Origin of the sequence: Bradyrhizobium sp. PUT101 (assembly GCF_052043945.1) — a bacterium.
Taxonomy (GTDB): Bacteria; Pseudomonadota; Alphaproteobacteria; order Rhizobiales; family Xanthobacteraceae; genus Bradyrhizobium.
Window position 1 is genome coordinate 5,090,322 of the sequence record NZ_CP197207.1, and the last position, 12,310, is coordinate 5,102,631.

At 63.9% G+C, this 12,310-nt stretch carries 11 protein-coding genes; 8 read left to right on the forward strand and 3 right to left on the reverse strand.

Going from position 1 to position 12,310, the window contains the following annotated elements; translation table 11 throughout:
- Positions 1-89: 89 nt before the first annotated feature.
- Positions 90-593, forward strand: coding sequence for a GFA family protein (locus ACSHT2_RS24535; protein ID WP_440637070.1), 504 nt, complete (start codon positions 90-92; stop codon positions 591-593).
- Between the two features lie 273 nt (positions 594-866).
- A complete protein-coding gene (locus ACSHT2_RS24540; RefSeq protein WP_440637072.1) occupies positions 867-2,528 on the forward strand; it encodes a thiamine pyrophosphate-binding protein in 1,662 nt (553 codons plus the stop codon).
- A gap of 135 nt (positions 2,529-2,663) precedes the next feature.
- On the opposite strand, the gene ACSHT2_RS24545 is transcribed toward ACSHT2_RS24540, so the two are convergent.
- Entirely contained in the window at positions 2,664-4,043 is a 1,380-nt protein-coding gene (locus tag ACSHT2_RS24545) for an LLM class flavin-dependent oxidoreductase (RefSeq protein ID WP_440637074.1), read from the reverse strand.
- A 263-nt stretch (positions 4,044-4,306) separates the two neighbouring features.
- Between ACSHT2_RS24545 and ACSHT2_RS24550 the strand changes: the two genes are divergently transcribed.
- The 6 genes from ACSHT2_RS24550 to ACSHT2_RS24575 all read left to right on the forward strand — a co-directional run bounded on the left by ACSHT2_RS24550 (position 4,307) and on the right by ACSHT2_RS24575 (position 10,047).
- A complete protein-coding gene (locus ACSHT2_RS24550) occupies positions 4,307-5,716 on the forward strand; it encodes a M20 family metallopeptidase (protein WP_440637076.1) in 1,410 nt (469 codons plus the stop codon).
- Between the two features lie 88 nt (positions 5,717-5,804).
- Positions 5,805-6,716, forward strand: coding sequence for an amino acid ABC transporter substrate-binding protein (locus ACSHT2_RS24555; RefSeq protein ID WP_440637078.1), 912 nt, complete (start codon positions 5,805-5,807; stop codon positions 6,714-6,716).
- Between the two features lie 117 nt (positions 6,717-6,833).
- Complete coding sequence (locus ACSHT2_RS24560) at positions 6,834-7,565, forward strand: amino acid ABC transporter permease (protein WP_124163096.1); 732 nt, start codon at positions 6,834-6,836, stop codon at positions 7,563-7,565.
- A 3-nt stretch (positions 7,566-7,568) separates the two neighbouring features.
- Positions 7,569-8,261 (forward strand): amino acid ABC transporter permease, encoded by a 693-nt coding sequence (locus ACSHT2_RS24565; RefSeq protein ID WP_271531822.1) that lies wholly within the window; start codon positions 7,569-7,571, stop codon positions 8,259-8,261.
- 12 nt (positions 8,262-8,273) lie between these two features.
- Positions 8,274-9,005 (forward strand): amino acid ABC transporter ATP-binding protein, encoded by a 732-nt coding sequence (locus tag ACSHT2_RS24570; RefSeq protein WP_319338138.1) that lies wholly within the window; start codon positions 8,274-8,276, stop codon positions 9,003-9,005.
- A 181-nt stretch (positions 9,006-9,186) separates the two neighbouring features.
- Entirely contained in the window at positions 9,187-10,047 is an 861-nt protein-coding gene (locus ACSHT2_RS24575; protein WP_440637082.1) for a D-amino-acid transaminase, read from the forward strand.
- 129 nt (positions 10,048-10,176) lie between these two features.
- On the opposite strand, the gene ACSHT2_RS24580 is transcribed toward ACSHT2_RS24575, so the two are convergent.
- Both ACSHT2_RS24580 and ACSHT2_RS24585 read right to left on the reverse strand, forming a co-directional pair.
- Positions 10,177-10,638: a carboxymuconolactone decarboxylase family protein gene (locus ACSHT2_RS24580; protein WP_239620970.1), complete on the reverse strand. Its 462-nt coding sequence runs from the start codon at positions 10,636-10,638 to the stop codon at positions 10,177-10,179.
- A 28-nt stretch (positions 10,639-10,666) separates the two neighbouring features.
- Positions 10,667-12,274, reverse strand: coding sequence for an MDR family MFS transporter (locus tag ACSHT2_RS24585; RefSeq protein WP_440637084.1), 1,608 nt, complete (start codon positions 12,272-12,274; stop codon positions 10,667-10,669).
- Between the last annotated feature and the right edge of the window lie 36 nt (positions 12,275-12,310).

Genomic DNA, 12,310 nt, shown 5'->3' on the forward strand with positions numbered 1-12,310 from the left:
TGCGAGCGCAGCGAAGCAATCCAGTATCTCTCCGCTGAGGCACTCTGGATTGCTTCGCTGCACTCGCAATGACGACGGAGAGAGCCGCCATGGCCAAAGCCGCAGCCGCCGCAGGTACAGCCACCGGCCAATGCCTCTGCGGCAAGGTCACCTTCGAGATCGACGTTCCCGCGCGCTGGGCCTGGCACGATCACTCGGCCGCCAGCCGCCGCGCCCATGGCGCGGCTTACGCCACCTATGTCGGAAGCTGGAAGAAGCGCTTTCGCATCACATCCGGCAAGTCCTCGCTCACGCGTTATGAGGACAAGGCCACGAAGACCACGCGCAGCTTCTGCTCGCATTGCGGTACGCCGATCGCCTATGAGCGTCCGCGCGGTCCGCACATGGTCAACATCCCCCGCGCGCTGTTCACAGAGCGCACCGGCCGCCAGCCGCTCTATCACATCGCCATCGAAGAGCTGCAGGAATGGGCCTATACCGGCGAGCCGCTGGTGCCACTGAAGGGGTTTCCGGGCGTGGTGTGGCAGCGCTCGAAAAAGAAGAAGCGCGCGGGCGGCGAGGATCCATTCGAGCTGGGGCGGGAGGAGATGTAGCGCGGGCCGCGCACTCACCTCTCGCGCCCCGGACGCAGCGCAGCGCCTCTTCGGCGGTGCGCTGCTGAGCCGGGGCTCATGCATCGGCAACCTCGCTAAAGGTGGGTCCCGGCTCTGCGCCGCAACGTTGCACGTTGCGTCGCGTCCGGGACACGAGAGCGTAGTTTGCCTCTCCCGCGCAACGCAGCCATGACCGCGCTTCCTTGCGCACTTCCCAGGACTTCGGCCATCATGCCTTCAGCCCTTGCGGCAACGTCCGCTCCTGGAGGAAACATGAAGAACAAGATCACCGGCCGCTCCGCCTTTCTCGCGTTGCTCAAGGACGAGGGCATCACGCATCTGTTCGGCAATCCCGGCACCACCGAGCTGCCGATCATGCACGCGCTCAAGGATCATCCCGATCTCACCTATGTGATGGCGATGCAGGAGAGCCTGGTGGTCGCGATTGCCGATGGCTACAGCCGCGCCTCGGGCAAGCTCGTCGCCTGCAACGTCCATGTTGCGCCCGGCCTCGGCAACGCAATGGGCTCGCTCTACAACGCCCAGTTCACGGGCACGCCGATGATCCTCACGGCCGGCCAGCAGGAGCAGGGCCATGGCCTGATGGAGCCGGTGCTTTATGGACCGCTGGTGCGGATGGCCGAGCCGCTGGTGAAATGGGCGGTCGAGGTGACGCGGCTGGAGGACCTGCCGCGCATCGTGCGCCGCGCCGCCAAGGTCGCGACGACGCCGCCGACCGGACCGGTCTTCATTTCGCTGCCCGGCGACATCCTGAATAGCGAGGCCGGCATCGATCTCGGCCGGTCCACCCGCATCGATGCGCGGACAAGACCGTCGGATGAAGCGTTGAAGGCCTTTGCGGCCCGTCTGCTCAAGGCCGAACGCCCGGTGCTGGTCACCATGGACGAGGTGGTCAAGAGCGATGCGTTGCAGGAGGCCGCCGAGTTCGCCGAGCTGATGGGCGCTGCCGCCTATCAATCCTCCACGCCCTATGGCTCGCATTTCCTCTCGGGGAGCCCGAGTTTCGTCGGCACGCTCGCGCGCGTGCAGAAGGTCGCACGCGATACGCTGGCGCCTTACGATCTGCTGATCGCGCTCGGTGGCGATCCCTTGCGCATGTCGGTTCATAGCGAGGTCGATGCGCTGCCGGATGGCCTTGGCATCGTGCAGATCGGTCTTGTCGACTGGGAGATCGCCAAGAATTATGGGGCCGAGATCGCGCTGAAGGCGGATTTGAAGGAAACGCTGCGCGCTTTGATCCCTGTGCTGAAGGAGATGGGTGGCGAGGCATTGGCGCAACGCGCCAAGCGGCGCCTTGCCGAGCTCGCGCCGAAGAACTGGACCGCGCGCCGCGCCGAGCTGGTCGAGCAGATCAGCAAGAGCGCTGGCCGCGCGCCGATCGATCCGGACTTCCTGGTGCTGCAAATGATCGAGGCGATGCCGGACCATGCCATCCTGGTCGACGAAGGCCTCACTTCCAGCCGCCAGATCACGGCGCTGCGGCCGCACCGCGATCGCTATGGCTATCACGGCCTTGCCTCGGGCGGCATCGGCTGGGGCCTGCCGGCGTCGGTCGGCGCCAGCATCGCAAATCCTGATCGGCCCGTCGTGTGCTTCTCGGGTGACGGCAGCGCGATGTACTCGATCCAGTCGCTGTGGACAGCGGCGCACCACAAGCTGCCGCTCAACGTCGTCATCGCCAACAATGGCGGCTACCGCATCATCAAGCAGCGCCTGCTCGCCTTTCATGGCGACGACAATTATGTCGGCATGGATTTCGTCGATCCGCCTGTCGATTTCGCCGGCGTCGCCAAGGCACTGGGCTGCGAGGCGATCAAGGTCAGCGATCCCCGCGAGCTGAAGGCGACGCTGACGTCGGCGTTCGGCCGGCCGGGCACCAAGCTGATCGAGGTGATGGTGGACGGGAAGGTCTGAATCTCGACACACTCGGTGTCATCGCCCGGCTTCGACCGGGCGATCCAGTATTCCAGAGACAGCTGTTGTCGACCGAGATGCCGCGGCGTACTGGATTCCCCGCCTACGCGGGGAATGACAGCGTACCTAGGAGCGCTACCCTTTCCCTCCCACCCGATATCCCGCTGCCGGATGCGGCGCACCTAGCCTTGCCCGGCCCTCGCCAAACAGCTTCTCACGCAACGTGCCCTTTGCGTATTCCGGCTTGTACCGCCCGCGCCGGGTCAGCTCCGGCACCAGCATGTCGGCGATGTCCTCGAAATCGCCGGGCGAGATCGCAAACGCGACGTTGAGCCCGTCGACGTCGGTCGCTTCGAACCATTGCTCGATCTTGTCCGCGACCATCTCCGGCGTGCCGACCACGACCGGTCCGGCGCCGCCGATGCCGACATGCTCGATGACGTCGCGCACGGTCCAGACCCGGTCAGGATCGGCGCGGGTGACGTTGTCCATGGCGCTGCGGCCGGCGTCGTTCTGGACGTGGCGGACCTGCTGGTCGAGATCGTAGCCGGAGAAATCGACGCCGGTCCATCCCGACATCAGGGCGAGCGCGCCCTCGGGGCCGATGTGGCGGCGGCAGTCGGCGTATTTCTCCTTCGCCTCGGCTTCGGTCCGCCCGAGGATGATCGTCATCATCGAGAACATCAGGATTTCAGCCGGGTTGCGGCCGAGCGCGGCGGCCTCCTGCCGGATTGCTGACACGCGCGGCGCGATCACCTTGGCCGACGGTCCCGACATGAACACGCATTCGGCATGCTTTGCCGCGAACTGCCGCCCGCGCGGCGACGTGCCGGCCTGGTACAGCACCGGCGTTCGCTGCGGCGAGGGCTCGCTGAGATGAATGGTGTTGTTGATGCGGTAGTTCGCGCCTTCATGATTGACGCGATGAACCTTTGCGGGATCGGTGAAGATGCCGCGCTTGCGGTCTCGCAGCACGGCATCGTCCTCCCAGCTCCCTTCCCAGAGCTTGTAGACCACCTCCATATATTCGTCGGCGATGTCGTAGCGGTCGTCATGCCCCGTCTGCTTGTCCTTGCCGGCGCCCCGCGCGGCGCTGTCGAGATAGCCGGTGACGACGTTCCAGCCGATCCGCCCCTCGGTGAGGTGATCGAGCGTCGACATCCGCCGTGCGAACGGGTAGGGCGGCTCGAAGGACAGATTGCTGGTGACGCCAAAACCGAGATTCTGGGTCACGGCTGCCATTGCCGACAGCAGCAGCAGCGGCTCGTTCGAAGGCGTCTGTGCCGCATTGCGCAAGGCTGCGTCAGGGCTGTTGCCATAGACGTCGTAGACGCCGAGCACGTCCGCCAGGAACAGCCCGTCGAAGCGGCCCCGTTCCAGGGTTCTGGCGAGGTCGATCCAGTAGGGCAGGCGGTTATAGTCGGCGGTGCGGTCGCGTGGATGGGTCCACAGGCCCGGTGACTGGTGTGCGACGCAATTCATCGCAAAGGCGTTGAGCCTGATCTCTTTGGCCATGCTGGTCCCCTCGGCGCCCTGTACTGAGCGCTCTTCGAATGATAGATGTGCGCCCCAACTTGGCGAAGTTCTTGCATATGTTGGGGTGTTGGCAAGGTCAAAATCAGCGGTACCGCCGCTTGGCAAGCCAATCTCCAGCGAGCGGGAACGAAATCCCAAGAGAACTACAAGAGAAACTCCAAGAACTCTCCAAGCCCTGCCACTTTCGATGGCCTATGTAGCCCGCTACGTTCGCCCGCGTCGAAACCTTGAAAACGAAAGCAATGACCAGAGCCGACGCCATCGCCCGCGCCCGGGACGACTTCAAATCCGGCGCGTTCCTCGCCGAACTCGACCGTCGCGTGGCTTTCAAGACCGAAAGCCAGAATCCGTCGCGCGGCGCCGAGCTGCGCGCCTATTTGGAACAGGAGATGCAGCCGGCCTTCGCCACGCTCGATTTTTCCAGCCGCATCGTCGAATCCCCGAGCGGCAAGGCGCCCTTCCTGTTTGCCGAACATCACGAGAGCGCGTCTGCGCCGACCGTGCTGATCTACGGCCATGGCGACGTCGTCGACGGCATGGAGGGCGAGTGGCGCGAGGGGCGCGATCCCTGGCGCACGGCGGTTGCGGGGACTCGCCTCTACGGCCGCGGCACCGCCGACAACAAGGGTCAGCACAGCATCAATATGGCGGCACTCCGCGCGGTGCGTGATGCCCGCGGCGGCAAGCTCGGCTTCAACGCGAAATTCATCATCGAGATGGGCGAGGAGATCGGCTCGCCGGATCTCGGCAAGGTCTGCGATCTCAATCGCGACGCGCTCAAGGCCGACCTGTTCATGGCTTCCGACGGGCCGCGCCTGTCCGCCGAACGGCCGACGCTCTTTCTCGGCTGCCGTGGCGGCATCCGCATTCATCTCGACGTGAATCTGCGCGACGGTGGCAACCATTCGGGCAATTGGGGCGGCGTGCTCGCCAACCCCGCGACCATCCTGGTCAACGCGATCTCGACCCTGGTCGACGGCCACGGCCGTCTCCTGCTCGATGCCTTGAAGCCGCCGCGGCTCACCAACCAGATCCGCAGCTATCTCGCCGACGTGCAGGTGGTGCCGACCGCGGACGAGCCGGCGCTCGCGGAGAACTGGGGCGAGGAGGGGCTGTCGGCGGCCGAGCGGCTCTATGCCTGGAACACGCTCGAAGTGCTGGCGATGTCGTCGGGCAATATCGAGAAGCCGGCGAACGCCATTCCCGGTCACGCCAATGCCGTGCTGCAACTGCGTTTCGTGGTCGGCACCAAAATTGACGGGCTGATCGAGGCGATCCGCGCGCATCTGGTCGAGAAGGGTTTTCCCATGGTCGAGGTCCGCGCGGCGCAGAGCTTTGCCGCCTCGCGCACCGATTTCGACAGCCCCTGGATCAAATGGGCGGCGGATTCGGTCAAGGAGACCACAGGCAAGGCGCCGGCAGTGCTGCCGAATTTTGGCGGCTCGCTGCCCAATGATGTGTTCTCCGAGATCCTGGGCCTGCCGACGATCTGGGTGCCGCACTCCTATCCCGGCTGCTCCCAGCATGCGCCCAATGAGCACATCCTGCTGCCATTGACCGAGGAGGCCTTGACGGTGATGGCCGGGCTGTTCTGGGATCTCGGGGAATTGCCAAGACCACTAGCAAAGCCACTCGCAGGCCCGTTAACCTGAGCCTTCGATCCAGCCGAAAGTCACATTCTAATCCGGCTCGATTTGTGCTTGCATCCGGGCCGCATCATCCTGAAAGGGGAAGAAGAAAGTGAAACATTTCCGTAGCATCGGGCTCGCGCTCGCCGCGACCTTCGTCGTCAGCCAGGCCGGGGCCCAGGAGCTGACCGGCACGCTGAAGAACATCAAGGACACCGGCGCCATCACGCTCGGCTTCCGCGACTCCTCGATCCCATTCTCCTATCTCGACGACAACCAGAAGCCCGTCGGGTTCGCGATGGACATCTGCTACAAGATCGTCGACGCCGTGAAGAAGGAGCTCAAGCTCGACAAGCTCGAGGTCAAGCTCAACCCGGTGACCTCGGCGACGCGTATCCCGCTGATGGCCAACGGCACCATCGACCTCGAATGCGGCTCGACCACCAACAATGCCGAGCGCCAGAAGCAGGTCGCCTTCACCAACACCCATTACCTGACCGCCAGCCGCTATGTCTTCAAGAAGTCGAGCGGCCTGAAGTCGATCGACGACCTCAAGGGCAAGACCGTTGTCTCGACCGCCGGCACCACCAACATCAAGCAGCTCACCGAGGCCAACGTCGCGAAGAACCTCGGCGCCAACATCATCCCGGCCAAGGACCATGCCGAAGCCTTCCTGATGGTCGAAACCGACCGCGCAGTAGCCTTCGTCATGGATGACATCCTGCTCGCCAGCCTCGTCGCCGGCTCGAAGTCCCCGGGCGACTACGTCATCTCCAAGGATGCGTTCTCCAAGCCCGAGCCCTACGGCATCATGCTTCGCAAGGACGATGCGCCTTTCAAGAAGGTGGTCGATGCGGCAACTGCTGCGCTCTACACCTCCGGCGAAGCCCAGAAGCTCTACGACAAGTGGTTCATGAGCAAGATCCCGCCGAAGGGCCTGAACCTCAACACGCCGATCTCGGCCGAGTTGAAGAACGAGTTCGCCAAGCCGACGGACTCGCCGAACCCGGACGACTACAAGTAAGATAAAACCTCGATCTTTCGATCGGGATCATGTCCGGCCACTCTTGACACCAGGGTGGCCGGACATTTGCATAGGCGCTCAGGAAATCCATGACTGGCGCGTTCGCGCGGGGGACACGTGAACTACAACTGGAACTGGGGAATCTTTTTCCAGCCGAACCCGATGGGGACCGGCACCTATCTCGACATGCTGCTGTCAGGCCTGGTGCTGACCCTGAAGACCGCGGCGCTGGCCTGGGTGATCGCGCTGATCACCGGCTCGATCGTCGGCGTGATGCGCACGCTGCCGTCGAAGGGGGCGAACTGGTTCGGCTTTGCCTATGTCGAATTCTTCCGCAACATGCCGCTGCTCGTGCAGCTCTTCCTGTGGTACTTCGTGCTGCCGGAGTTGCTGCCAAAAGCTGCCGGCACCTGGCTGAAGCAGCTGCCGAACGCGCCGTTCTGGACGGCCGCGATCGGCATCGGCCTGTTCATGTCGGCGCGCGTGGCCGTGCAGCTGCAGGCCGGCATCGGTTCACTGCCGCGCGGGCAGAAAATGGCCGCAACCGCGCTGGGCCTGACCACCGTGCAGGGCTATCGTTACGTGCTGCTGCCGATGGCTTTCCGCATCATCCTGCCGCCGCTGACGTCCGAGTTTCTCAACACCATCAAGAACACCGCGGTCGCGATCACCATCGGCTTGCTCGAGCTGACCGGACAGGCGCGCTCGATGCAGGAATTCTCGTTCCAGGTATTCGAGGCCTTCACCGCCGCGACCATTCTCTACCTCCTCGTCAACGCCGTCGTCGTGACCGCGATGCGCTTCCTCGAGCGCTGGGTCGCGATCCCCGGCTACATCACGGGGAAATAAGCGATGTTCGCCAATCTCGATTTCGACGTCATCCGCCGCGCGTTACCCTATCTGTTCTTCGAGGGCATGACGTTCACGCTGACGCTGACGGGGCTCGCCGCCCTCGGCGGCCTCGTCTTCGGCACGGCGCTCGCGCTGATGCGGCTCTCCGGCTTCAAGGTCCTCGGCCGCATCGCCGGAATTTATGTCGACTTCATGCGCTCGCTGCCGCTGGTGCTGGTCATCTTCTGGTTCTACTTCCTGGTGCCCTATATCGGGCAGTGGGTGACCGGCGCCTCGCGGCCGATCAGCGTCGGCGCCTTCGCCTCCTCGCTCATCACCTTCATCATGTTCGAGGCGGCGTACTTCTCCGAGATCATGCGCGCCGGCATCCAGTCGATCTCGCGCGGACAGCCGGCCGCGGCGAGCGCGCTGGGGCTGACCTACGCGCAGAGCATGCGTTACGTCGTGCTGCCGCAGGCCTTCCGCAACATGCTTCCGGTTCTGATCACGCAGACCATCGTGCTGTTCCAGGACACCTCGCTGGTCTACGTCCTGTCGATCACGGACTTCCTGGGAGCGGCCAGCAAGGTGGCGCAGCGCGACGGGCGCCTCGTCGAAATGTATCTGTTCGCAGCAGTCGTCTACTTCACCATCTCCTGTATCGCGTCCTACGGCGTCCGCCGCCTCCAGGCGCGCATCGCCATCATTCGCTAGAGCGTGTCGGTCATGATCGAAATCAGCCACGTCAACAAATGGTACAGCCCGAGCTTCCAGGTGCTGACCGACTGCACCACCAACGTCACCAAGGGCGAGGTGGTCGTGGTCTGCGGCCCCTCCGGCTCGGGCAAGTCGACGCTGATCAAATGCGTCAATGCGCTGGAGCCGTTCCAGAGCGGGGACATCCTGGTCGACGGCATCAAGGTCAACGATCCTAAGACCAACCTCCCGAAGCTGCGTTCGCGGGTCGGCATGGTGTTCCAGCACTTCGAGCTGTTTCCTCACCTGAAGATTATCGACAATCTCTGCCTCGCGCAGGAGAAGGTGCTCGACCGGTCACGCGACAAGGCGATGGCGAAAGGTATGCAGCTGCTGGAGCGCGTCGGCCTCAAGGAACAGGCGCAAAAGTATCCTGCGAACCTGTCCGGCGGCCAACAGCAGCGCGTTGCGATCGCCCGTGCGCTCGCCATGGATCCGATCGTCATGCTGTTCGATGAGCCGACTTCCGCGCTCGATCCGGAAATGGTCAGCGAGGTGCTCGACGTCATGGTGGATCTCGCTCATGAGGGCATGACCATGATGGTTGTCACCCATGAGATGGGTTTTGCCCGCAAGGTCGCCAACCGCGTCATCTTCATGGACCGCGGCGAGATCGTCGAGGACGCGGCGAAGGAAGACTTCTTCGGCAAGCCGCGCAGCGACCGCGCGCAGAAGTTCTTGTCGAAGATTCTCTCCCACTAACCGATCGTCATCCCGGGGCGCGCGTAGCGCGAGCCCGGGATCCATCAGCGGCGTAACGCGGGCGAAATGGATTCCGGGCTCGTCGCTTCGCGCCGCCCCGGAATGACGAATAGAGGGGTGATCCGTCCCCCTAACTGGCGTATAAGCGCGCCAAATTCCCCATCTCGCCAGGAGACCTGCCTTGGACCCGATCGCCTATGTCAACGGCTCATTCGTCCCGCTCTCGGAGGCCAAGATCTCGGTGCTCGATCGCGGCTTCCTGTTCGCCGATGGCATTTATGAGGTCTCGGCTGTGCTGGATGGCAAGCTGGTTGACAATGCCTCGCATCTGGCCCGGCTGGAGCGTTCGGTCGGGGAGATCAAGCTGAAACTGCCGGAGACGATCGAGCGCATCACCGCGCTCCAGAAGGAGCTGATCGCGCGCAACAAGCTCCAGAACGGTCTCGTCTATCTCCAGGTCACGCGCGGCGCCGACAAGGGGCGCGACTTCCCCTTCCCCAAGGAGGACGTCAAGTCGAGCCTGGTGATGTTCACGTCCGAGAAGGACATCATCAACGCGGCGGCGGCGAAGACCGGCATCAATGTCATCACGGTGCCTGACATCCGCTGGGAACGCCGCGACATCAAGAGCGTGGCGCTGCTGGCGCAGGTGCTGGCGAAGCAGGCAGCGGCAGAAGCCGGCGCGGGCGAGGCCTGGATGTTGCAGGATGGCTACGTCACCGAGGGCGGCTCGTCGTCGGCGTTCATCCTGACCAAGGACGATGTCATCGTCACGCGCAAGAATTCCAACGCGATCCTGCCGGGCTGCACGCGCAAGGCCGTGATCGCGCTTGCCGAGGAGCGCCAGCTCCGCGTCGAGGAACGGTCCTTCACGGTCGCCGAGGCGCTCGCTGCCAAGGAGGCGTTCATCACCAGCGCATCCTCGTTCGTGCAGCCGGTGGTCGCCATCGACGGCAAGACGATCGGCGACGGCAAGCCCGGTCTGATGGCAACGCGCCTTCGCGAGATCTACGTGGAGTTCGCCAAGGCGACTGCGGTCTGAGCCACGCCCACCGCTGTCATCGCCCGGCTTGACCGGGCGATCCAGTACGCCGTGACGGCAGTGATAGGCCCGATGGACCGCGGCGTACTGGATGCCCCGCCTTCGCGGGGCATGACAGTTGCGGATGCCTCACGCCACCGAAGCCTTCACCTTTACCGGATGCACCGCGCGGAACGAGATCGCGAGCCTGTTCCAGGCGTTGATGGCGCCGATCAGCATGGTCAGGTTCACCGTCTCCTCATCGGAGAACTGCGCGCGGACCTGTTCGTAGACGTCGTCCGGCGCATGCGTCTGCGAGATCAGCGTCACCGCCTCGGTCCAGGCGAGCGCGGCGCGTTCGCGTTCGGTATAGAGCGGGGATTCGCGCCAGGCATTGAGCAGGTAGATGCGCTGCTCGGTCTCGCCGCGCTTGCGCGCGTCCTCGCTGTGCATGTTGATGCAGAAGGCGCAGCCATTGATCTGCGACGCCCGGATCTTGATCAGCTCGATCAGCGATTTCTCGATGCCGGTCGACTGGATCTGCTCCTCCAGCGCCATCAGCGCTTTCATCGTATCGGGCGCGGCCTGGAAGTAGTTCATGCGAGGCTTCATGATCGTCTCCTTGCTTCTTGGGTTGAGGTCAGTGGGCGCCACCGGCCGAGGTCTGGCCGGACTTCTTCAGGAAGAGGACGGCGAGCAACGCCACGATCAGCGCCATGCCGAGCAGATAGAAGGTGTCGCTGAAGGCGAGGATATAGGCCTGCTTCTGCACGATACGACCGATCGCGACATAGGCGCGATGCGCGGCATCCGCTTGGTCGAGGACGCCGTGATTGACGAAATACTGGGTGAGTTGCTCCAGCCGCGTGCGCGTCGCCTCCTCGAAAATCGAGACCGACTGCATCAGGACGTTGGAGTGATACTGCTCGCGCTTGGTCAGAACGGTCTGCAGGATCGCAATTCCGACGGCGCCGCCGAGGTTGCGCATCATGTTGAACAGGCCCGACGCCGAGCCTGCATTCTCGGCTTCGATGCCGGCGGTTGCCACCGCCGACAGCGGCGCCATGACCAGTGCCTGCCCGATCGCGCGAACGACATTGGGCCACAGCAGCTGGTCGGCGGCGTAGTCGTTGGTCATGTAGATGTTCATGAAGTTGGACGCCGCAAACAGCACGAAGCCGATGCCGATGATGATCCGCGCGTCGAAGCGCTGCATCAGGCGCGGCACCAGCGGGATCAGCAGCAGCTGCGGCAGTCCGGTCCAGGCCAGCACCATGCCGATCTGCTCGGCATTGTAGCCCTGGATGCGTGATAGATACTGCGGCAGGATGAACACCGAGCCGTAGAGCGCGATACCGAGCAGGAAGTTCGCGAGCATGCCGAAGCCGAAATTGCGGCGTACCAGCAGGCGCAGATTCAGGAGTGGCTTCTTCACCGTGAGCTCGATGATCAGGAAGGCGGTCAGCGCCACCGCCGCGATCACCGACAGCTTGACGATGAAGGGTGAGCCGAACCAGTCGTCCTTGTTGCCCTCCTCGAGCACGGTCTGGAGCGCCGATAGGCCGATTGCCATGGTGACGATGCCGGCCCAGTCGCCCTCGCGCAGCAGCGAGAGCTTCATCGGCTTGGCCTCGAGCGCGTACCAAAGCATGCCGACCATGATCGCGCCCGGCACGAGGTTGACGTAGAAGATGTACTGCCAGCCGAAATTCTCGGTCAGATAGCCGCCGATGGTCGGGCCGATCGCCGGTGCGAACGTCGCCGACAGCGCGAACAGTGCAAGGCCCACCGGCTGCTTTCCGCGCGGCAGCAGGGTGATGATCAACGTGAAGGCCATCGGGATCAGCACGCCGCCGGTGAAGCCCTGGATGGCGCGCAGCACGATCATCTGCGACAGATCATGCGCCAGCGCGCAGGCCGCGGACAGGACCAGGAACAGGATCGCGTTGGTGAGCAGATAGATGCGGATCGAGAACACCTGCGCCAGCCAGCCGGACAGCGGGATCACCACGATCTCGGCGATTAGATAGGAGGTCGAGATCCAGCCGCCGTCGTCGATACCGGCGCCGATCGCGCCCTGGATGTCGGCGAGCGAGGCGTTGACGATCTGGATGTTCAGCACCGCCATGAAGGCGCCAAGCGTTGCGCCGATCACCGCGATCCAGGTTTTGGCCGATATCGACGGAGCGGCGGGGGCGGGAATGGCGGCGGCGGATGTGGCGTCGAGGGTGGGTTGAAGCGTGCTCATGGAAGCCTCGTCTCGGGTACGGAGACAGGATGCGGA